This is a genomic window from Pseudomonas sp. SDO5532_S415 (assembly GCF_054071155.1).
Genome location: NZ_JBSVWS010000099.1, coordinates 1 through 22,161 on the forward strand (window position 1 = coordinate 1; position 22,161 = coordinate 22,161).

General features: G+C 57.9%; 20 protein-coding genes and 1 pseudogene. 8 read left to right on the top strand and 13 right to left on the bottom strand.

From position 1 onward, the window contains the following. The 6 genes and pseudogenes from ACW9HW_RS19780 to ACW9HW_RS19805 all read left to right on the top strand — a co-directional run. On the top strand, positions 1-1,517 hold a 1,517-nt coding region (locus ACW9HW_RS19780), incomplete at its 5' end, for an RHS repeat domain-containing protein (RefSeq protein WP_457401395.1). Between the two features lie 8 nt (positions 1,518-1,525). After that, positions 1,526-1,936, top strand: coding sequence for a hypothetical protein (locus tag ACW9HW_RS19785; protein ID WP_457401413.1), 411 nt, complete (start codon positions 1,526-1,528; stop codon positions 1,934-1,936). A 345-nt stretch (positions 1,937-2,281) separates the two neighbouring features. Next, positions 2,282-2,659 (top strand): hypothetical protein, encoded by a 378-nt coding sequence (locus ACW9HW_RS19790; RefSeq protein WP_457401397.1) that lies wholly within the window; start codon positions 2,282-2,284, stop codon positions 2,657-2,659. 5 nt (positions 2,660-2,664) lie between these two features. Beyond that, the gene (locus tag ACW9HW_RS19795) at positions 2,665-3,075 is read left to right on the top strand and encodes a hypothetical protein (RefSeq protein ID WP_457401399.1); all 411 of its coding nucleotides are present in this window, start codon (positions 2,665-2,667) and stop codon (positions 3,073-3,075) included. A gap of 61 nt (positions 3,076-3,136) precedes the next feature. Next, positions 3,137-3,766: a hypothetical protein gene (locus ACW9HW_RS19800; RefSeq protein ID WP_457401400.1), complete on the top strand. Its 630-nt coding sequence runs from the start codon at positions 3,137-3,139 to the stop codon at positions 3,764-3,766. Positions 3,767-4,121: 355 nt separating this feature from the next. After that, positions 4,122-4,451 (top strand): annotated as a pseudogene (locus tag ACW9HW_RS19805) (hypothetical protein). A gap of 145 nt (positions 4,452-4,596) precedes the next feature. On the opposite strand, the gene ACW9HW_RS19810 reads toward ACW9HW_RS19805, so the two are convergent. Both ACW9HW_RS19810 and ACW9HW_RS19815 read right to left on the bottom strand, forming a co-directional pair. Beyond that, the gene (locus ACW9HW_RS19810) at positions 4,597-6,387 is read right to left on the bottom strand and encodes a bifunctional diguanylate cyclase/phosphodiesterase (protein WP_457401402.1); all 1,791 of its coding nucleotides are present in this window, start codon (positions 6,385-6,387) and stop codon (positions 4,597-4,599) included. 146 nt (positions 6,388-6,533) lie between these two features. Continuing rightward, on the bottom strand, positions 6,534-8,615 hold the full coding sequence (locus ACW9HW_RS19815; RefSeq protein ID WP_170948735.1) for a carboxy terminal-processing peptidase: 2,082 nt from the start codon (positions 8,613-8,615) through the stop codon (positions 6,534-6,536). 138 nt (positions 8,616-8,753) lie between these two features. Here ACW9HW_RS19815 and ACW9HW_RS19820 point away from each other — a divergent pair, with 138 nt between their 5' ends. Further along, positions 8,754-9,716, top strand: coding sequence for an NAD(P)H-quinone oxidoreductase (locus tag ACW9HW_RS19820; RefSeq protein ID WP_457401403.1), 963 nt, complete (start codon positions 8,754-8,756; stop codon positions 9,714-9,716). A gap of 50 nt (positions 9,717-9,766) precedes the next feature. Here ACW9HW_RS19820 and ACW9HW_RS19825 read toward each other — a convergent pair whose 3' ends face one another. The 6 genes from ACW9HW_RS19825 to ACW9HW_RS19850 form a co-directional block, all read right to left on the bottom strand. Further along, positions 9,767-10,420 carry an HAD family hydrolase gene (locus ACW9HW_RS19825; protein ID WP_095196850.1) on the bottom strand — a complete coding sequence of 218 codons (654 nt, stop codon included), beginning with the start codon at positions 10,418-10,420 and terminating at the stop codon, positions 9,767-9,769. A 119-nt stretch (positions 10,421-10,539) separates the two neighbouring features. After that, positions 10,540-11,529 (bottom strand): ABC transporter ATP-binding protein, encoded by a 990-nt coding sequence (locus tag ACW9HW_RS19830; protein WP_095196849.1) that lies wholly within the window; start codon positions 11,527-11,529, stop codon positions 10,540-10,542. Beyond that, positions 11,526-12,326 carry an ABC transporter permease gene (locus ACW9HW_RS19835; protein WP_207266537.1) on the bottom strand — a complete coding sequence of 267 codons (801 nt, stop codon included), beginning with the start codon at positions 12,324-12,326 and terminating at the stop codon, positions 11,526-11,528. Before ACW9HW_RS19835 ends, ACW9HW_RS19830 begins: the two co-directional genes overlap by 4 nt. Next, positions 12,313-13,149: an ABC transporter permease gene (locus ACW9HW_RS19840; protein WP_170948740.1), complete on the bottom strand. Its 837-nt coding sequence runs from the start codon at positions 13,147-13,149 to the stop codon at positions 12,313-12,315. The genes ACW9HW_RS19835 and ACW9HW_RS19840 overlap by 14 nt, the downstream gene beginning before the upstream one ends. 5 nt (positions 13,150-13,154) lie before the next feature. After that, positions 13,155-13,961: an alkaline phosphatase family protein gene (locus tag ACW9HW_RS19845; protein WP_457401405.1), complete on the bottom strand. Its 807-nt coding sequence runs from the start codon at positions 13,959-13,961 to the stop codon at positions 13,155-13,157. Between the two features lie 175 nt (positions 13,962-14,136). Then, entirely contained in the window at positions 14,137-15,201 is a 1,065-nt protein-coding gene (locus ACW9HW_RS19850) for an ABC transporter substrate-binding protein (protein WP_095196845.1), read from the bottom strand. A 361-nt stretch (positions 15,202-15,562) separates the two neighbouring features. Between ACW9HW_RS19850 and ACW9HW_RS19855 the strand changes: the two genes are divergently transcribed. Continuing rightward, entirely contained in the window at positions 15,563-16,276 is a 714-nt protein-coding gene (locus ACW9HW_RS19855) for a UTRA domain-containing protein (protein WP_095196844.1), read from the top strand. Between the two features lie 137 nt (positions 16,277-16,413). Here the strand turns inward: ACW9HW_RS19855 and ACW9HW_RS19860 are convergent, their stop codons facing one another. The 5 genes from ACW9HW_RS19860 to ACW9HW_RS19880 form a co-directional block, all read right to left on the bottom strand. Continuing rightward, a complete protein-coding gene (locus ACW9HW_RS19860; RefSeq protein ID WP_457401408.1) occupies positions 16,414-18,579 on the bottom strand; it encodes a mechanosensitive ion channel family protein in 2,166 nt (721 codons plus the stop codon). A 77-nt stretch (positions 18,580-18,656) separates the two neighbouring features. Further along, entirely contained in the window at positions 18,657-18,833 is a 177-nt protein-coding gene (locus ACW9HW_RS19865; RefSeq protein ID WP_170948734.1) for a hypothetical protein, read from the bottom strand. Positions 18,834-19,069: 236 nt separating this feature from the next. Then, positions 19,070-20,359 (bottom strand): M18 family aminopeptidase, encoded by a 1,290-nt coding sequence (locus tag ACW9HW_RS19870; protein WP_095196842.1) that lies wholly within the window; start codon positions 20,357-20,359, stop codon positions 19,070-19,072. A gap of 105 nt (positions 20,360-20,464) precedes the next feature. Then, positions 20,465-21,307, bottom strand: coding sequence for a lipopolysaccharide kinase InaA family protein (locus ACW9HW_RS19875; RefSeq protein ID WP_457401410.1), 843 nt, complete (start codon positions 21,305-21,307; stop codon positions 20,465-20,467). A gap of 164 nt (positions 21,308-21,471) precedes the next feature. Next, positions 21,472-22,107, bottom strand: a complete 636-nt coding sequence (locus ACW9HW_RS19880; protein ID WP_095196840.1) for an RluA family pseudouridine synthase — start codon at positions 22,105-22,107, stop codon at positions 21,472-21,474. Positions 22,108-22,161 lie beyond the last annotated feature (54 nt).

Genomic DNA, 22,161 nt, shown 5'->3' on the forward strand with positions numbered 1-22,161 from the left:
CCCACAGCTTTGTCGGTGGTCGCGAACAAAACCGCCAGCAAGGCGCCTTGCTCAGCGAATACGCCTACGACGATCAGGGCCGCCTGCACGCCCACGCCGTCAGCCAACAGCAACGTCCGCGCTACCGCCGCGATTATGCCTACGCCGCCAACGGCAACCTCCTGCAGATCAGCGACAGCCGTCACGGCCAACGCCGCTACCAGTACGACCCGCTCGACCGCCTGACCCATGTCCGCCACGCCCATGAGCAAGACCCGGAAAACTTCAGCCACGACCCGGCCGGCAACCTGCTGATCCACGACCGCCCCGGCCCCTGGCACCTCAAGGGCAACCGCCTGCGGCGCCACGCCGACCGGCATTACGACTACGATGCCTTCGGCAACCTGATCCGCGAACGCCGTGGCAATGCCGTCACCGCGTACCGCTACGACAGCCAGCACCGCCTGATCGGTCTCCAGCTGCCGGACGGTCGCCAGGCCTGCTACCGCTACGACGCCTTCGGCCGGCGCATCGCCAAGACCGTCGACGGCCACACCACCACCTTCTTCTGGCAGGGCGATAACCTCATCGCCGAAAGCAGCCCAACCCACTACCGCAGCTACCTCTACGAACCCGGCAGCTTCCGCCCGCTGGCGCTGCTCGACGGCAAAGGCCCGAAAAAAGCCTGCCCGTTCTACTACCAACTCGACCACCTCGGCACCCCGCAGGAACTCACCGACTACGGCGGCGACATCGTCTGGTCGGCGAAATACACCGCCTACGGCAAGCTCAGCCAACTGACCCACGGTGGCGGCGAACAACTCGAACAACCGCTGCGCTTCCAGGGCCAGTACTTCGACACCGAAAGCGGCCTGCACTACAACCGCCATCGCTACTACCACCCGGACACGGGACGCTACCTGACCCCGGACCCGGTGAAGCTGGCGGGTGGGTTGAATGCCTACCGGTATGTGCCGAATCCGACGGGGTGGGTGGATCCGTTGGGGTTGACTGATTGTCCGGGGCCGCGTAGGGCGAGTTGCTTGGTGCCGGATGGTGTGGATGGGGCTAAAGTTGATGTTGGGGAACCAGCGCTACCCAATGTAAGTCCCGGACTATTCGCAAAGGAAGAGATTCATAGACTGAATGACAGTCAGGGTATGCATATGGTTGGGAAACATGGTCCGGAGGTTCCTGATAGAGCTTTCATACAAAGAGCAATTGACGGTACTGACCCAATCACTGGAAAAACTCCCAAGAAAGAAAAAGGTAATCCAAGTTCGAGATTCTATAATTATGAACTAATGCTCAAGGCCTACATGCTAGCAACGACGAGAACGGAACATGGGTTGCCACGTTTTACAGGAAAGGATGGTAATGGAAACGACATTGTTAGAATGAGACTTTTCGGTGCTGGTGAGGGCTATTTTCCAAATCCAAAATCGAAGCAAAATCCGAAGCATATTGGATTGGATGGCTTCGAGATGAAGTTTGATTCTGAAACCGGTGTGCCTTTTACGTTGTATCCGATTAAATAGAGTGGAAAATTATGATTGACCCTGAATCTGGAAAGCCGTACATCCCTACTCCATCTTACTTTTTGGGGTGCTTTGATATTTATGATCGTGAAGAAACTCTAGGCGAGGAGCTAGAGAAGTTTGATCCAAATAACGTGGAGGATCGGGAGGTTCTAATTCTAAAATATTGCCTGCCTAGAAAGCGATCCTATCGTCAGAGGTTTTTACTTTACAAATGTTTAGAACAGGCCCTTCAAGATGATGATTATGATTTTCAATCATTGTTAAAGTATGATCCTGAATCGTATTCATCTTTTCCCGATGGTTGGGATGAGATGGAAAATGCCAGAGCATTCTTTGAAGATATCTTTCGCTTGGCGTCTATTGCATGGAAAGAGGACCTTGAAAAGGCCAGTCTTGAAGATAAGTCAAGTTGGTAGTTCTGTTAGAGGTGGAAGAATAAGGTATGCAGGGGGAATATGGATCTGAAGTTTTCGATGTCACCTTAAGGCAGCGGTAAGCTATTAAGAAAATGACAAATACGCCTATACATTTTTCGATTGATTCTCTTGGTGGATCGTCGTGGCTAATAATTCTGAAGGAAAGCATCATTAGATAGCTGTTTGTATAAGTTTAAAGGTGTATAAGGCGTCAAAGTCATCGAAACTCGCTTAATCAGGCAAATCCAGTTGTGGAGATGAATAGCTTGAAAAAGTGTAGCGTCTATGTTGAATGGCGAGTTCTGAAGTATGCCGTTCTAAATAATTGTAAAAAGGAGGTTCATCGTGCGAACTACGGATAAGCGTGTGGTGGAAAATTCGGAGTCTGCTGTTCAGCAGCAAACCACAACTCACGAATTTCATTGCGAAAGTAACAAGTGGAGAGCCGTTCCAAGCTCTCAATTTGTAAGCTATAGAGCGCAATTGAACGCCTATAATGAAGCGATGACAAGGGAAGCCAGAAGAATGTCGCGCTTTACCGGGGAAGATAGTAAAGGTAATTTGGTAGTGCGAATGGAGGCTGAAAATGTGGGGCGTGGGTATGAACCTAATCCTTTAGATCCCGAGAATCCGCGTTATATTCCTAATATGAATGCCTTTGAGATGAAATTTGACTTTGAGACTTTGCAGCCTATAGCGCTCTATCCGATAGAGAAAATATAAGGCTGATGCATCCTTTTCTTGATGTCCCATATAATCCATGCTTAGAGCATTTTCTCGGTGGTTTCGATATCTATGATCGCGAGGAAAGTCTTGGTGTTCAATTGTCGGGGTACGATCCTGACTGTCCTTCAGATAGAGAATTATTAATAACTCAGTTTGTTGTCAAGCGCTTCGCTGGATTGAGCTATAGGCACAAGTTTGTTTTGCTTTCTGTGTTGGGAGAAGCGCTTGAGGGTGATTCGAGTGTTTTTTTCGAAGTGTTGGAACATGATCCGATGTCTTATTCTTTGCTTCCTCCGGGGTGGAATGAAATGAAAGATCCAAGGGCGTTTTTTGAAGATGTGTACGTTAAGTTGTCCGAAGCTTGGGTAGATGATCTATATAAGGCGAGTCGCGAAGACCGATCAAGGTGGTGAAGTTGGCGCGTGCTATAGTTGTTTTTATAAGTGTAATTTGATTGATAGAGGTTTCGATTTGTTGAAGGTTGTTGAAAAAGAAAGAAGCGCAAAATTGATTGAGCAGATGGATGAGGCAGGGTGCGTATTTAAATTTGTGGTTCTTTCGCCTGATCCGCAAGATAAAGTGGACGAATCCTATCATCGACAGGGCTTGGTTGTACTGCATGAGGAATTAATGAATAACGCAAGGCAGTGGCACGAAAGTCTGATGCAGGATAAAAAATACGAGGGTTATCCGGAGCCATTCATTAGTTGGGAGCTAGAAAATGCTATCTCGACCCCATTAAATCTAGATGAAATACGTAGTCTGACACTGACGGATAGCACTGATGTCTTTGAACGTTTGGCACTATATGCTTCCTTTATAAATCCTCCGTATCGTGCGCGATTTAAAAAAGGGGTAGAGACTAAGGGCGTTTTTAATGAGTGGTGTGACGTTCTTGGGTTAAATGAGCTAGATGATGTTTCGGTACTGAATTGGGTTGAAGGATTTCATACGGGTTTGCATGAAAAAAATGATACTTCGAGTGTAGCGCCATGGAGTAATTATTTTTATCCAGGTTTGGAATGGTGGGGTGTGTGGTGTTTAACGATCTGGAATCCTAAGCGACGGACTTTAAGTGCGTTGATCGCGAGTACTACGGACTGATTAAGTGTTGTTTGGATTTCGCGTTGTAGATTATGAAATTTCCGGGCAACGTCCTAGGAGATTTCCTTCAAGTTCTAGCGGTTTCCATGAACTGGTGCGGAGCTGGGCTCATCGATAGTCTTTTGGCGGTCACTGCAAATTCAGTGGCAGGGTGTGGAAGCCTTCTATCGTTAGGCGCGTCAGGCGCCACCAGTTCGACGTTATCGTCTGTGTTTCATGGTGGCGGCTGTGCGCGGGGCGCTTTCGAGTGCGCCGGGTGCCTAACGTCCCGGTCTTCCACACCTGTGTACAGCCGCCACCTTTTGCGTGGAAGTGATGGTGTGCGGCTCCCGTCCATACGTTAGGAAATAGAACGATGAAAACACTAACTCCCGATCCACCCTACGAAAAACCAATCCCCCACCCCGAAAACCGCTTCATGGCGCTCACCAGCAACTGCTGCGAAATGCCCACCCTGTTCGTCGATACCCACGCGCCGCTCGACGTTTTGACCGACGCTGCCAACTATTGAATCCGGGCTGTCACCCAGGTGCTGGAAAACCTGTCCATGCGTGGTTCAGTGGAGTGTGAATCCTTCATTCTCAGTGATTTTGCCTTGCTCTGTGCCATTCCGTTGCGCGATGGATGTGATGTGTTGGATGTGGTTGGGCGGAGGTTGCGGGGGCGGTGCTCAGGGGCTTTGTAGCGGGTTAATCCAAGGCATTTGTATTGCCTGTACGGGCCTCATCGCTGGCAAGCCAGGCTCCCACAGGGTTTTGTGATGGGCGCAAGAATCGCGAACGACATAAGAACTGTGGGAGCCTGGCTTGCCAGCGATGGCGTCAGCCCGGTCAGCGCTGTCCCGCCAACCAGACCGGTTCAGGCCCAGGCACCGCCAGGCTATCAATCACATGCACGCTGTACCCCGGCACATTTTTCGCGTGGTGTTTGGCCTGTGATGCCATCTCTGCCAACTGGCTGGCGTCGATGGCTCCGCAGGCCTCGGGATGCAGGTGCACCACGCCGATGGACAGGGACAGCAGCGGGAATTCCTGGCGCACGCCCTGGCGGTTGGGGGCGATGAAGCAGCCGGCTTCGAGGTGTTCGCTGCGGTAGAAGCGTCGGCATTGGCTCTGGAAGTCGTCCAATAGCTGGTTCAAACGTTTGCCCCAGTCTTCCGGGCCGAGCAACAGCAGGAAGTCGTCGCCGCCGATGTGGCCGACGAAGTCGCGGGACGGGTCGACGCGGTCGTTCAGGCATTGCGCCAGGCACAACAGGACTTCGTCCCCACGGCCATAGCCGTAGATGTCGTTGAAGGGTTTGAAGCTGTCAATGTCGACGTAGCAGATCACCGATTCCCGCTTCTGTTGCAGCAGCCGTGTGAGGCATTGCTGGATCGGCACGTTACCCGGCAGCAGGGTCAGCGGGTTGGCGTAGCGGGCCTGCTGGATTTTCAGTTCGGTGATCAGTTTCAGTACATCGATCACCCGGCCCAGGCCCAGGTAGCTGCCGTTGAGGGTGATGATGAAATCTTCTTCAATGCGTTGCCGGGCGCGGCTGGTGATCAGGCGGCTGACCTGTTGCAACGACTGACTCATCTCGACCGCCAGGAAGTCATCGCTCATCAAGCGGCTGATGGGTTTGCGGGCGAACAGGTCGGTGGCAAACGGCTTGAGCAGCGCGTCCGAGAGCGAATGCCGATGGACGATGCCGCACGGCTGACCCTGATCGTCCAGCACCGCCAGCGAGTTCAGGTTGGCCTGGCGGCGGAAGGCTTCGAGGACGTTGGCGGTCGGGGTGTTGCGGCCCACCGCGGGCTGGTCGTTGAGCAGGGCGCTGAGGTCGCTGGCTTCGTCGTTCAGCACCACGGCGGGATTGTCCTGGCGCGGCATCAGGGGCCGGGCATCCCGGGGCGGATGTTCCTGTGGGCGGCAAAGCAGGTAGCCCTGGACCAGATCAACGCCCATTTCGGTCAACACCGCCAGTTCTTCCGGCAACTCGATGCCTTCGGCGATTACCTGCGCCCGTGATGCCTTGGCGATTTGCAGGATCGAGCCGACGAACTCGCGCTTGAGCGCATCCTGATGAATGCCGTCGATGAAATGTCGGTCGATCTTCACGTAGTCCGGGCGCAACTCCGACCACAGGCGCAGGCTCGAGTAGCCTGCACCCAAGTCATCGAGGGCAATGGAAAACCCCATCGCCCGGTAGTGATGCAGAGCGGTTTGCAACAACTGGAAATCGTCGATCGGCGTCTGTTCGGTGAGTTCGATGACTACTTGACTGGGCGGGATGCCGAAATCCTGCAGCAGTTGCAGGGTGCGGCCGGGCTGGTGTGCGGCTTCGAGCAGGGATTCCGGGGACACGTTGAGGAACAGCTTGCCGGGCAGTTGCTGGTCATTGAAGCGTCGACATGCGCTCTGCCGACAGGCGATTTCCAGTTCGCTCAGGCGGCCGGCCTGGCGGGCGACGGCGAACAACGCAATGGGGGAGTGCAGCGGACTGTTGGAAGGGCCGCGGCTGAGGGCTTCGTAGCCGAGAATCCGTCGTTCGGAGAGGCAAATGATCGGCTGGAACAGGCTGTGCAAACCGCCTTGAGTCAGGATTGAACTCAACGCACTCAGCTGTTCGGTTGTGGTCATGGCAATCTCTGGCGATAAAAAAAGGACTGGGCGGGCTCTTGGTAAAAGAGCACGCCCAGTCCTTTATTTCACGACAGAATGATGACTGTTTGATGAAGCTCCGGGGAGCTTCAGCATTAAATTGCCATCATCTTGCCAGTCACCACTCAGTGCTTGGCCACCGCGGTGTTGAGCTTGAGGTAGTCCAGCAGAATGCGCCCGGTTTCGCTCAGGTAGGCGTCGTCTTCCGGCTTGGTCTTGTCCGGCTCGGCCGCGAGGGCGTCTTCGTCTTCTTTCTTCAGCTCTTTGAGCGGCTCTTCGCCCTTGGCCTTGCGACGGATGTTCTCCATGGCCAGTTGCTTGGCTTCGATGTCGGCGTGTTGCGCACGACGCTCGGCTTCATTGAGGCTGACGGTTTTTTCTGCCATCAGCTTCTGCGCCAGGGCCAGTTTGTCGCGAATGAACACGAATTCCGCGTCTTTGTTCGTACGCACGTCGTGCTCGGATTTGAGCTGGGTGATGTACGGTTTGAATGGATCGGCAGCCGGCTTGATCGCCGCTTTGATGGTGTCCCACGGCATGGCTTCCGGCAGGGCGCTTTCGCCGATTTCCTTGGTGTCGATGATCGACGGGTAATCGATATCCGGCAGTACGCCCTGATGCTGGGTACTCTGGCCGGAAACCCGGTAGAACTTGGCCAGGGTCAGTTTCAGCTCGCCATGGTTCAGCGGCTGGATAGTCTGCACGGTGCCTTTGCCGAAGGTCTGGCCGCCGATGATCAGTGCGCGGTGGTAGTCCTGCATGGCACCGGCGAAAATCTCCGACGCCGAGGCGGACAAGCGGTTGACCAGCAACGCCATCGGGCCTTTGTAGAACGCGCCCGGGTTTTCATCTTCCAGTACATCGACGCGGCCATCGGCGTTACGCACGAGCACGGTCGGCCCCTTGTCGATGAACAGGCTGGTCAGCTCGGTGGCTTCCTGCAAGGAACCGCCGCCGTTGTTGCGCAGGTCGATCACCACGCCGTCGACCTTTTCCTTCTGCAACTCGGTCAGCAGTTTCTTGACGTCGCGGGTGGTGCTCTTGTAGTCCGGATCGCCGGCACGGAATGCCTTGAAGTCCAGATAGAAGGCCGGGATCTCGATGACGCCGAGTTTGTAGTCCTTGCCATCCTGCTTGAGGTTGAGCACCGACTTCTTCACTGCCTGATCTTCAAGCTTCACCGCTTCGCGGGTGATCGGCACGATCTTGCTGGTCTGGTCGTTCGGCGCATTGCTGGCCGGGATCACTTCCAGGCGCACCACGGTGCCTTTCGGGCCGCGGATCAGCTTGACCACTTCGTCCAGGCGCCAGCCCACCACGTCGACCATTTCTTTGTTGCCTTGGGCAACGCCGATGATCTTGTCGGCCGGAGCGACCTGCTTGGTCTTGTCCGCCGGGCCTGCCGGCACCAGGCGCACGATTTTCACTTGATCGTTGTCGCTCTGCAACACGGCGCCGATGCCCTCCAGGGACAGGCTCATGTTGATGTCGAAGTTTTCCGCGTTATCCGGCGACAGATAGTTGGTGTGCGGGTCGTAGGACATGGCGAAGGTGTTGATATACGCCTGGAAGATGTCTTCCGCGCGGGTCTGGTCCAGACGCGCCAACTGGTTCTTGTAGCGCTTGGTCAGGGTTTCCTGGATTTGCTTGGAATCCTTGCCGGCGATCTTCTGCCGCAGTACTTCGTCCTTGACGCGCTTGCGCCACAGGTCGTCGAGTTCCGCGGTGGATTTGAGCCAAGGAGCGTCCTTGCGATCGATCAGCAAGGTTTCCTTGGTGGTGAAGTCGATCTTGTCGACGCCTTTGTTCAGCTCGGCAAGGGCGAAGTCCAGACGCGCCTTGACGCGGTCCAGGTAGCGCTTGTAGATGGTGAACCCGGCGTTGAGGTCGCCGCTTTTCAGGAAGTCGTCGAACTGGGTCTTCCACTTGTCGAATTCGGCAATGTCGCTGGCCATGAAGTAGCTGCGCGACGGGTCGAGCAACTTGAGGTAGCTGTCGTAGATGATCAGCGAGCGCGCGTCATCGAGCGGCGGCTTGCTGTAGTGGTGGCGCTTGAGCAACTCCACGACGTTCAGACTGGCGATGACTTCGTCGCGATCGGGTTGAAGCTTGTCCCAGCTATTGGCTGCGAATGAACTGCCGGACAGCGGCAAAAGGCCGATACCGATGAAAAGAGCGAGGGCGGTGCTGGGGAACAAACGCTTCATGTTGATTCGACGCGGGGACAATTGATAACGCATATTAGGCCGTCTTTGAAGTCGCCGGTTCCACATGGGCCGGTCGCATAATGCAAAAAGCCCGGCGGTACAGCTTCGGGCTCAGTCCAGACTCACTATGGAGGCACTGTGAAAGCATTGCAAGGCGTTGACGGTCAAGTGGAGTGGGTTGAAGAGCCTCGTCCGGCGTGTGATGTAGGACAAGTTCGCATTCGAGTGGCGGCTGCGGGGCTCAATCGCGCCGATTTGTTGCAGAAGGCCGGTCTTTATCCGCCACCACCGGGGGCCAGCCAAGTGCTCGGTCTAGAGTGTTCGGGGGTGATCAGCGAGGTCGGCCCGGGCTCGTCCTGGCAAGTGGGGGATCGTGTTTGCGCCTTGCTGGCCGGGGGCGGGATGGCCGAAGAGGTGGTTGTCGACGGACGGCATGTGTTACCGGTTCCCGACGAAATGTCGTTGGCCGAAGCCGCTGCGTTGCCGGAAGTGTATGCGACCGTCTGGTTGAATTTGTTTCAACTGGCAGCGCTCAAACCGGGCGAAAAAGTTCTGCTGCATGCCGGAGCAAGTGGAATCGGTTCAGCCGCCATTCAGCTGTGCAAGGCCTTTGGTAACCCTTGCTGGGTCAGTGTCGGCTCCGCCGAACGCCTGGCCTACTGCGAAGCGCTCGGTGCCCAGGGGGGCGTGGTGCGCACCGGCGATCTGGAAAGCCTGAGCGACCTCGGGCCGTTCGATGTCATCCTCGATCCGGTGGGCGGCGACTACGCTGCGCTGAACCTGAAATTGCTGGCCGGTGACGGTCGTTGGGTGCTGATCGGTCTGATGGGCGGCCGCGAAGCGAAGCTGGATCTGGCGCAAGTGTTGGCCAAGCGCGTGCAGTTGCTGGGGTCGACCCTGCGCAGCCGCGACGATCAGTTCAAGGCGGATCTGTTCAGCGATCTACGCCTGCATGTCTGGCCGCTGTTTTCCGAAAAACGCCTGAGCCCGCAACTGTCCAGGGCCTTCCCGATCAAGGATGCCGAAGCGGCGTTTGCGGAGTTGGCGAGTAACAAGGTGGCGGGCAAGCTGGTGCTTGTGATCGACGAAAGCCTGACCTGACACAAAACGCCTGTGGGAGCGAGCAGGCTCGCTCCCACAGGGGATCTTGGTTATTTCCAGATGTGGATCGGCCAACCGGCTTTTTCGGCCTGCTCGCGCAACACCGGGTCCGGGTTGACGACGTGCGGGAAATCCACCTTCAGCAACAACGGCAAATCATTGCGTGAGTCGGAATAGAAGCTCGCACCTTCGAGGTTTTCCTCTTCGGCATCCAGCCATTCCAGCAACCGGGTGATCTTGCCTTCGCGGTAGGTCAGGGTGCCAACGGTGTTGCCGCTGTATACGCCGTGCGCCACTTCCAGTTCGATGCCGAGAATCTCATCGATGCCCAGGCGCTCGGCAATGGGCTTGACCAGGTGTACACCCGAGGCCGAGATCACCAGGATGCGGTCGCCCGCCTTGCGGTGGGCGGCGATGGCCTTGGTGGCGTCGCTGAAGATGATCGGTTCGATGAAGTCTTCCACCCAGGGCCCGACCAGATGCTCGACTTCTGCCGGGCTGCGGCCGATCAAGGGTTCCAGGCTGAAGGCCATGTAGTCCTCCATCGCCAGGTGGCCCCGGCCATAGGCATCCATCAGCTCCTTGTCACGACGCAGGAAGGATTCGCCGTCGACCCAGCCGAGGCGGACCATTTGTTCGCTCCACAGCGAGGCGCAATCGCCGTGGATCAGGGTTTCGTCCAGATCAAAAATTGCCAGGGCCATCGGGTTCTCTCTGTGAACAGCTGCAAGCTTCAAGCTTCAAGCTTCAAGCCGCAAGAAGTGAATTTAGGTGGTCAGCAGTCTACAACTTGAAGCTTGCAGCTTGTAGCTTGCAACTGCTTTCAAGCTACCTCACACAGGGCCGTCGGATCGATGGAAAGCGCCAGGCGCTGACCATCGGGATGCAGGTCAGAAGCCGAGCGGTTGAGCACGTCCACCACCAACTCCACACCCCGGGCTTCGATCCGGTAGCGGATCACGTTACCCAGCAGGCTGTGGCTGCGTACTTGCGCGTCCAGTTCACCGTTCAGGCTCAATTCGATGGCCTCAGGGCGGATCGCTATACGATGATTGACCGGCCGCTGCAGCAGTTTCGTCGCGCTCTCGGCGTCCAACAGGTTGTAGTTGCCGATGAACCCGGCGGCGAACACATCCACCGGCGCGGTGTACAGGGTTTCGGCGTCGCCGCTTTGTACGATTTTTCCCTGATTCATCAGGAAAATCCGGTCAGACATGGTCAGGGCTTCTTCCTGGTCGTGTGTGACGAAAATCGTGGTCAAGCCCAGTTCACGCTGGATCTGACGGATCTGCTCACGCAAGTGTTTGCGAATCCGCGCATCGAGGGCCGACAGCGGTTCGTCCAGCAGCAACAGGCGTGGGCGGGTGACCAGGGAGCGGGCGAGGGCGACACGCTGGCATTGGCCACCGGACAGCTGATGCGGATAGCGGGCGGCAAAATCTTGCAGCTCCACCAGTCTCAGCACTTCGGCGACGCGCTTCTGGCTGTCGTCGGCGTTGACCTTCTGCATGCGCAAACCGAAGGCGACGTTCTGCTCGACGGTCATGTTGGGGAACAGCGCATAACTCTGGAACACCATGCCGATCCCGCGTTTCTGCGGGCTCAACGGCACGATATCGACACCATCGAGCAGAATCTTGCCGCCATTCACCGAGGTCAGGCCGGCGATGCAGCGTAGTAGCGTGGATTTGCCGCAACCGGACGGGCCGAGCAGGGTGACGAATTCACCTTTGTGGATTTCGCAGTTGATGTCGCTGAACACCGTGGTGCCTGCGTAGTTTTTCTGTAGGTGTTGGACGCTGACATAGCTCATTCGCTTTTGTCCTTGTTCAAGATATTGGCCGCCCAGGTCAGAACCAGCACAAAGAAGAAGTAGGAAATCACCAGCGCACTGGTGAAGTGGCCGCTGCTGTTGCGCATGTTGTTGAGGTAGACCTGCAGGGTTTCGTAACGGGTGCCGACGAGGATGTTGGCGAACACGAACTCGCCGAACAGGAACGAGAACGACAGCAGCAACGCCACCATCAGGCCCTTGCGCAGGTTCGGCAGCACCACCAGGATCGCCGCCTGGAAGGTGCTGGCACCGAGCAGTTGGGCGGCGTCCATCAGGTCGCGCAGGTTGATCGCTTGCAGGTTGTTGGTGATTGCCCGGTACATGAACGGCAGCGCCACGGTGAAGTAGCAACCGATCAGAATCCACGGCGTGCCGACCATGGCGAACGGCCCTGAACCATAGAGCTGCAACAATCCCACCGACGACACCACGGGTGGCACGGCGAAGGGCAGCAGGATCAGGATGTTCATCAATGCATCGAGTTTCGGAAAGTGGTAATGCACCACGAACAGCAGCGGCAAAATCAGCACCACCGAGAGAATCAGCGCTCCGATGCAGACCAGCAGCGATTGGCCGAAAGCACTCAGGAAACGCGGATCGCTCCACAGCTGCACGTACCATTTGATGCTGAAACCACTGGGCAGAATGGTGGCCGACCAACTGCTGGAAATCGAGTAGATAAAGGTGCCGAGCAGCGGCAGCAACAGAATGATAAACAGCAGGTAGACCACTACCCGGTGGTAGATGCCGACGGGGCCCAATTCAGCGCGAGACATGGTAGCTCCTCTTCAACAGCAGCTGATGCACGACGGTCACCAGGGTCATCAACGCCACCAGCACTACGGCCAGGGCACTGGCCAGGTTCGGGTCCAGGGAAATATCGCCCGAGACCATCGCCGCGATGCGGATGGGCATCACGTTGAAGTTGCCGGTGGTCAGGGCGTACACCGTGGCGTAGGCGCCGAGGGCGTTGGCCAGCAGGATCACGAAGGTGCCGAGCAGTGCCGGGGTCAGCACCGGCAGGCCGATGTGGCGCCAGAACTGCCAGCCGTTCGCGCCGAGCAGCGCGGCGGACTCGCGCCAGTCTTCGCGCAAGGCGTCGAAGGCCGGGTAGAGCAGCAGCACGCCAAGGGGAATCTGGAAGTAGGTGTAGAGAATGATCACCCCGGTTTTCGAATACAGGTTGAAGTCCTGAATGATTCCGGCCTGTTTGAGCAGGATGGTGAAGCTGCCGTTGAAACCCAGCAGGATGATGAACGCAAAGGCCAGAGGCACGCCGGCGAAGTTGCTGGTCATGTTGGCGAAGGCGTTGACGAAGTTGCGCAGCTTCGAGTCGACCCGTCGCAGGGAATAGGCACCGAGTACCGCGATAATGATGCCGAACACGCTGGACCAGAAACTGATCTCGAGGCTGTACTGGATCGCCTGCCGGTAAAACTTCGAATCGAAGATCCTGATGAAGTTGGCCAGGCCCCACCCGAATTCTTCCGATTCCAGGCTATTGATCATCACCCACACCAGGGGGGCGATTTCGAACACGATAAAGAACAGGGCGAAGGGTACCAGGCACAAGGCTGCCAGCCATTTGCCGCGCATCATGGAGGTCACTTGAGCAGCTCCCGGCACACAGGTTTGTCGTGGGGCACGCCCAGCAGCTCGCACACGGTGCCGCAGATCTCGGTCTGTCCTGGCGTGGCGTTGGCGTTGAAACTGAACGCATCGCCGAGCACGAACAGCGGCACTTCGCGTTCCTCGGGCAGCAGACCGTTATGGGAGCGGTCGTTGTTCATGCCGTGGTCGGCGGTCACCAGCACCTGGTAACCGGCGTCGAGCCAGCCTTGCAGGTAGTCGGCGAGGATGATGTCCGCCGAGCGCGCGCTGTTGCGGTACTGCGGGGTGTCGAGGCCGTGCTTGTGCCCGGCGTCGTCGATGTTCATCGGGTGTATCAGCAGGAAATTCGGCGCATGGCGCAGGCGCAGGTTTTCGGCGTCGGCGAACAGGTGCGAGTCGGGGTAGTGATCGCTCCAGTAAAAATGCCCGTGCTGGATCGGTAGAGCAGGGTCGTTGGTGTGACGATCCCGGGCCGCCACAAACGGTGAGCGGTTATACAACTCACTGACCCAGTGATAAGCCGCCGCGGCGGTCTTCAGGCCGGCGTCGGTGGCGTAGTGATAGATGCTGCGCTGGTTGGACAGGCGCGAGACGTTGTTGTGAACGATGCCGCTCTCGATCGGCGTGACGCCGGTCAGGATGCATTCGTAAAGCGGTCGGGACAGGGCCGGCAACTCGCACTCCAGCTTGTAGAGCGCTGCGCGTCCTGCGCCGACGTAAGCCTGCAGGTGCCCCATGGCGTGGCGCGCGACTTCGTAATTGAGGCCGTCGAGCACGACAAGGATGACGTTGTGCTTCATAGGGGCAAAAACTCCGCAAAACAGGAATGTGAAATTCACTCGGTCCACTGTGGGAGCGGGCTTGCTCACGAAGGGGGCTTAACATTCAGACCAATGTTGAATGTCAGAGCGCTTTCGCGAGCAGGCTCGCTCCCACAGGGATTTCCATCAGATCCCGAAGCGGGGATCTACCGCGTCATTTCATTTCTACGATGACTTCTTCGTTCCACTTCTGCGGCAGGGCTTTGGAGGTCTTTTCCCACGCATCCGCGTCCTTGATCGGCGTGACCTTTTTGTACTGCTCGTTCGGCAGCAGCTTGGCCTGGACATCGGCGGGCAGGGTCAGGTGCTCGGCGCGGATCGGACGGGCGTTACCCTTGGCCAGGTTGATCTGGCCGGCGTCGCTGAAGATGTACTCGCGGGTCAGCTTGGCGGCGTTCGGGTTCTTGGCGTATTTGTTGATGATGGTGGTGTAGCCGGAAATCACCGAGCCGTCGGAAGGAATCAGTACGGTGTAGTCATCCGGATTGGCCATCTTGGCCTTGTAGCTCAGGCCGTTGAAGTCCCAGACCACGCCGACTTCGATCTCGCCTTTTTCCATGGTGGCGATGGTCGGGTTGGCCATCGACAAGCGACCCTGCTTGGCGATGTCAGCGAACAGATCCAATGCAGGCTTGAGGTTTTTCTCGTCGCCACCGTTGGCCAGCGCAGCAGCCAGAACGCCGTTCGCAGCTTGGGCGGCAGTGCTCACGTCACCGATGGACACCTTGTATTTGCCGGTTTTGAGGTCAGCCCACTTGGTTGGCGCTTCGGAACCGTGCAGCAGCTTCTTGTTGACGATGAAGGCGATAGTGCCGGTATAGGCCAAGGCCCAGTGACCGTCCTTGTCTTTGGCCCAGGTCGGCACCTGGTCCCAGGTCGATGGCTTGTAAGGCTGTGTGACGCCTTGTTTGACTGCAATCGGGCCGAAGGCTGCACCGACGTCGCCGATGTCGGCACTGGCGTTGTCTTTTTCCGCGGCAAACTTGGCGATTTCCTGAGCCGAACTCATGTCGGTGTCGATGTGTTTGAGGCCGTAGTTCTTGGCCAGGTCGGCCCAGGTGCCTTTCCAGTTGGCCCAGTCATCGGGCATGCCGACACTGTTGACCGCGCCTTCCGCTTTCGCAGCGGCTTCGAGGGTTTTCAGATCATCAGCCGCCATGGCGGCGGTGCACATGGCAATGGTCGAACCTAACAGTGTTGCCAGGAAAAGCTTTTTCATTCCGAAGCTCCTATGGGTGTTTTCAACGCTGCGATTGCGGTGGTGTTGGTCTAGGTCAGCAATACCTGAGCCAATCTAAGGACGTTCGATGACACTTTGATGTCGTTCGTCGCCCGGTCGGGCTTTTTTCGGCCCGACGTTGGCGGGTGTCCGGTAAGCGTAGACCATCGACAAAACCCCGCAGCGCAAGGACTTGGCCGATGTATTGCAGGTTTTTGAACGGCCGGCGCCGACGACCGTCCGGTCACTTGTCATCTCTCAGTCATCTGCACTGCCTACGCTTGCAGGATGTTTAATGAGCCGATTTGTTGTGTGGTTCTGCCCCGAAACAGTGCTGGTCTAGTCCAGATAGGTAACGTTGATGCGCGATGAGGCAATAAAAGCGGTGACTGCCATTGGCCAGGTGCTCCAGGAGCAACTCGATCACGGGCTGCTCGCACCGGGAAGCAAACTGCCGGCCGAGCGCAAGCTCAGTGAGTTGTTCGGGACCACGCGGATCACTGTGCGCGAGGCATTGTTGCAACTGGAGGCCCAAGGGCAGATTTATCGTGAAGAGCGGCGTGGCTGGTTCGTTTCACCGCCGCGTCTGGCCTATAACCTGATGCAGCGCAGTCACTTTCACGCGATGGTCAGCGCCCAGGGGCGGGTGCCCTCTACCGAAGTCATTTCAGCGCGATTGCAGCCGGCGTCAGCGGCGGTCTGTGCCTGGTTGCAGTTGCCGGCGCTGTCGAGCGTGATTCAGATCTGCCGTTCGCGGCGCATCGATGGGCGACTGGTGCTGTATGTGGAGCACTATCTGAATCCGCAGTATTTCCCGGGGATTCTGGATTTCGATTTGAATCAGTCGATCACCGAGCTGTATGCACGGCACTACGATTTGCATTACGGGCGAGTGCGTTTCGAGATTGTACCGACGGCGTTGTCGGTGGATGCGGCGGCGGCTTTACGGGTGTCGGTGGGGAGTCCGGGGTTGCGCATTGCGCGGGTCAATTACGATCAGCATGAGCGGCTGATCGACTGTGACCTGGAGTTTTGGCGCCATGATGCGATTCATGTCGGAGTGGATGTGGTGTAGGAAGTGATACCGCGTCGTTCCCTTCGCGAGCAGGCTCGCTCCCACATTTGATCTTCGGTGCGACTCAGGTCCAGTGTGGGAGCGAGCCGGCTCCGGGCGGCGTTCCGACGGAAGCGGTCGAAAGACCAACCCATCAATCAGTCGGATACATCCTTCTGCGGACCACCACCGGCCGTGATCACCTGCACACTCATCCTTGGTGTCGCCAGATCCATCCCCGCTTCATCCAGATGCCGTTTCAACGACAGGTTGAACGCCCGGGACACTTCCCACTGCTTGATCGGCGCAGTCTTGAAGCGGGCGCGCAGGATCGCGTTGCCGGATTCGAAACTCTCCACCCCCTGGATTTCCAGCGGCGACCAGATATTGCGTCGTTGCAACGGGTCGGTGCGCATTTTCTGGCCGACTTCACGCATCAGTTTGATCGCATTGTCGATGTCCATGCTGGCCGGTACGGCGACCCGGAAGATCGCGTAGCCGAATTCCCGGGAGTAGTTCTTGATGCTTTTGATTTCGCTGAACGGAATGGTGTGGACGATGCCGTCGATGTCCCGCAGGCGCACGGTGCGAATGGTCAGGCCTTCGACGGTGCCCAGGTGCCCGCCGACGTCCACGTAGTCGTCGATGGCCAGGGAGTCCTCGATGATGATGAACAGGCCGGTGATCAAGTCGGCCACCAGCGATTGCGCGCCGAAACCGATGGCCAGGCCAATCACGCCGGCACCGGCCAGCAGCGGCGTGACGTTCATGCCCATGTTCGCCAGGGCGACGATCAGCGCGATGATGAAAATCGCCACGAACAACACGTTGCGGATCAGCGGCATCATCGTCTGTGCCCGGGCGTTGGCCAGGCCCTTGCGCGAGCGGGTGAGGGCGTGGTGCACGGCAGTGTCACTGAGGATCCAGATCAGCCAGGCAAAAATCAGCGTGCCGCCGAGGCTGAACAGTTTGACGCTGACTTCATGGCCTTCGCCTTCGGTGAAGCGGATCAGCGACATGCCCCAGACCCGCAAGCCGAGTTCGATGAACACCAGCCAGACCAGCAGATGGGCAAGGGTGTAGAAGAAGCTTTTCAGGCGCTCGGAATACAGTGCATGGCGTTTCACGCTGCGTTGCGGTTTGAGGGCATGGCGACGCACCAGACCGTTGATGACCATGCACAACACCAGCAGCACCGTACAGATCAGCGACTGACGCAACGCGGTGCTGGTATCACCGGCTGAAACGAAGGTGGCGAACAGCGAAATACCCACCAACACCAGCGCCGGCACGAACCAGAAGGTGCCGAGAATCTCGATAGTGTCGCTGAGGGCGCGGCGGGTCAGGCGCCGGGACAGTGGCTGGTTACGAATCAAATGGGCAATCGGACGGCGAAAACGCAGGATGAACAACCCCGTGGACAGCGCCGCCAGGACATTGGCCACCGTTGCGGCGGAGTGCGCCAGATGCACGCCGAGGCTATCGATCAGGCGCGGGTCGCTCAGGGCTTCACCGAAAGCCGCGAAGCTGCCGATCAGCCACAGCGGCCGAAAGGCCTGATGGCGCAGGATGTATAAGGCACGATGGCGATGCGGACCGTCGAGCAGGGAAAAGGCGATCACGCAGACCGCGGAAAAGCAGGTGCCGACCACCAGCGCGTAGGCCAGCACCATCGCCAGGCTCTTGCCCAACGATGAAGGCAGGGCATAACTCATGTACACCGTGATGACCAGCGCGATCAGCCACGGGCCGAGCTTGCGCAGGGCGAAGCGCAGCATGTCCAGGGCCCTTGGGTGTTGCGGCAGTTCTTCGGTCAGGCCGAACCGCATGCGGACCCGATGGCTGACCCAGATCAGTGCCGCCGCGAGCAGGCTCCAGACCATCAGAATCATGGCGAAGGCGAAGATGATGGGGAGCCATTCGTTGGCTGGCAGCACCAGCGCGGTCAGTTCGTCCTGAGCCCGTTTGAATTCGTCGGACCAGCGCGTGATCGGGCTGTCGGCACCGGTAAATTGTTTTTCGAAACTGGCCAGGGTCCCGCCGATCAGGCCCAGCACGCCTTCTTCGGTGGTCGGCTGGGCCTTTTTCGTGGCGTCGCGCAGTTTCTTCAAATCCGTCAGCAGCTGGGTGCGCTGCTGATCGTTTTCCAGTGACTTGATGACTTCGTCGAGGGATTGCCCGAGGGGCTCCTGCGCTTCCGGCTGGGTTTTCGCCGAACTGTTGAGCAGGTTCGGCAAGCCGACTGCCTGGGCTGGCGCCATCGGCAGCAACGTCATCAGGCAGACAAGGAAAAAGCACGGCAGGGCAAAAAGACGAGCGAACACTGGGCGGTCAACCTCGGAGTGAGCGGGTCGACCGAGTGTACGAGCCCGTCAAAATCAATGCGAGTCGGGGGGAGGATTTATTCGTTGAGCTTGGCGAGGATCTTGACCACCACGGTGGCGAGGATCGTCAGCATGCCGATCCACATGGCGAATACGCCGGCGTTTTTGTCGCGAAAGTTGAAACCGAGCGCCAGCAGGATCATCCCGGCGAGAATCGGGATCAGCATGGCGTGGAACGAAGACATTGAAATCATGACGACTGCCTTGTCGGGAGGGATGGTTGAAGTCTAGGTTGCTTTTGGATGATCGCTGATGAGGTATGTCAAAAATGAGTCCGTTGAGCAGGACCATTGTGGCGAGGGAGCTTGCTCCCGCTGGGCTGCGGAGCAGCCCCAAAACCAGCCATTGCATCCTGCAGATAAACCGCATTCGCCGGGATTGCGACTGCTTCGCAGCCGAACGGGAGCAAGCTCCCTCGCCATAGGGGCGGTTACGGCAGCTCGCGGCAGGCGTAGAACGCGCTCAGCACTTTGACCAGGTGCGCCAGATCATGGCTGCCGCACAGCTCGCGGATCGAGTGCATGGCGAAGGTCGGCAGGCCGATGTCCACGGTGCGCACGCCCAGCTGGCTGGCGGTGATTGGGCCGATGGTCGAGCCGCAGCCCATGTCGCTGCGCACCACGAAACTCTGCACCGGCACTTCTTCGGCCATGCACAGGTGGCGGAAGAACCCGGCGGTTTCGCTGTTGGTGGCGTAGCGCTGGTTGCTGTTGACCTTGATCACCGGGCCGGCGTTGAGTTTCGGGCCGTGGTTGGCATCGTGCTTTTCTGCGTAGTTGGGGTGTACGCCGTGGGCGTTGTCGGCCGAGACCAGCAGGGATTTCTGAATGGTGCGTACGAATTCATCACCTTCGGGCAGCAGGCGACGCAGTGTCTGCTCCAGCATCGGGCCGTCGGCCCCGCAGGCCGAGCACGAGCCGACTTCTTCGTGATCGTTGCAGACCAGTACGCAGGTTTCGTCGGTGTCGGCCGTCAGCAGGGCTTGCAGGCCGGCGTAGCACGACAGCAGGTTGTCCAGGCGTGCGCCGGCAATGAAATCGCCGTGCAGGCCGATGACCGCGGCGCTTTGCGTGTCGTAGAAACTCAGCTCGTAATCGAGCACCACGTCGGCGTTCAAGCCGTGTTCGCGAGCGAGTTGGTCGGTGATCACGGCGCGGAAATCCACGCGCTCGTCGCCGGCAAATTGCGCGAGGACCGGTGGCAGCTCGGTCTGGGCATTGATGGCCCAGCCCATGTTGGCTTCACGATTGAGGTGGATGGCCAGGTTCGGAATGATCGCGATCGGTGCCTTGAAGTCGATCAACTGGCTTTCGACCTTGCCGTCACGGCGGAAGGTAACGCGGCCGGCCAGGGACAGGTCACGGTCGAACCATGGCGCCAGCAGCGCACCGCCATAGACTTCGACGCCCAGTTGCCAGAAACCCTGGCGTTGCAGTTCCGGTTGCGGCTTGACCCGCAGGCACGGACTGTCGGTGTGGGCGCCGACCAGGCGGATCCCGCCGTGCAGCGGCGAGTGGCGGCCCATTTTGATCGCAACGATCGAAGAGTCGTTACGGGTGACGTAGTAGCGACCATTGGCTTCGGTATGCCATGGCTCGCGTTCGTCGAGGCGTTGATAGCCCGCCGCTTCCAGTCGCTGAACCAGGCTGGCGGTGGCATGGAACGGGGTAGGGGAGGCCTTGAGGAAGTCGATCAGGCCTTGGTTCAACTCTTCGCGCATAAGTAGCTCCAGACAGCAGTGGCGCCAGTTTAGCGTATTGGCTCGCGGCATTGCAGACACAATGCCGTGTGGCGTGCGAGGGCGGCGGGTGGCGAGGACGTTGAGTCAACCCGTGATCAGGTTGCCATTGAGGAACACTTCGCGACGTTGCTTGCGACCGACATGTTCATGTTTGCTCGCGAGGTACACCTCGTCGAATCTTTCCCGGGAAATGCCGCAGCGTTGTCCGACGTATTCATCCACCAGCCGGTCGTAATCGGCTTCTGTGATGAACTTGTAAATCTCGCGACGGTAGAAGAACCCGAGCTGGAAGCCCAGTGTTTCGCTCGGATGCGATGTCGTACCGGCGAAGCAGTTTTCAAAGTCGATGGCTTTCAGCGATTTCTGCGACGATTTAGGGATCATGATGTTGCCGATCCAGAAGTCCATGTGCGTGATGTTCTTCCGGGCCAGGGAGCTCAGCAGTTCGAACGCTTTGAGAATGAACGTTTCGACGTCTTGCGGGTTGCGTTTAAGCCATTGCACGCCGTCGATATGGTCTTCGAGCAGGCGCGTCAGAATGAAATACTCGCGGGTCAGGCCCAATCGGTCCTTTGAATATCCAAAGCCTTGCAACGGCGGCATTTGCACGCCACGGCGCTGGGCTTCAAGGGTATTGACCAGTTCTTCAAGGGGCCAGTCGAATCGACCGTTGCGTTGCGGTTTGCCCAGTGTCACCCGGACTTTTGCCTTGAGGGTGTCCAGTGGCTGGACCTTGGCAAACAGCGGCGTATCACCAGACGCCAGCGGTGCGCTCGCGCGGGTGAGCTTTTGCGCGTTGCGTTTTTTGATCAGTTGTTCGAGGGCCTGTTGCGCTTCGAAGCTGGGCTGCTCAGTCAAATGCAGGGTGGTGTTGCCGAAAATGAACGTGACGGGGTAGTCGCATTGGAGCGTTTTACTGCTGAGCACGGGGGCATCCTGCCTGACATCTGATTGCCATGATTTTACGTTTAATTACAAATTTATGACACTTTTTTCACGCCATATTTATGACGTAAAAATTGTAACTGGAAATAAATAAGCCCTTCACAATAAAGGGCTTTTTGAGTTGGCCAGCCGCAGTTACCCGTTGCTCAAAAAGGAGCGGGACACTCGAAACGCAGGCGTTCGCCGGTCTGTGGGTGAGTGAAGCTCAACATGCTGGCGTGCAGGCACAGTCGCGGCCAGGCAGCCAGGGCTTGTTCATGGGCATAGAGCCCGTCACCCAGCAGCGGATGGCCGATGGAGAGCATGTGTACGCGCAATTGGTGCGAACGGCCGGTGATCGGTGTGAGTTCCACGCGGCACCAGTCGCCACAACGCTCCAGCACCCGCCAGAAGGTCAGGGCGTGCTTGCCGAATTCATGATCGACCACATGCCGCGGCTTGGTCGGCGGATCGTAGCGCAGCGGCAAGTCGATGCTGCCACTGTCCAGTTCGGGTTGACCCCAGCACAGAGCGGTGTAGGCCTTTTCGGTTTCGCGGTCGTGAAATTGCCGCGACAGTTCACGGTGCGTATCGGGATCGCGGGCCAGCAGGATGATGCCGGACGTTTCCCAATCCAGCCGATGGACGATTCGCGCTTCCGGGTAGCCATTTTCTTGCAGGCGGGTAATCAGGCAGTCCTTGTTGTCGTCGGCCCGGCCGGGGACGGAAAGCAACAGGGTCGGTTTGTTCACCACCAGTATGGCGGCGTCCTGATGGATGATGTGGACGTTGGACAACGGCATTAAAACAGCCTCGTAACAAACGCCAACGGCGGTTCATGGCCCATTCCATAATTG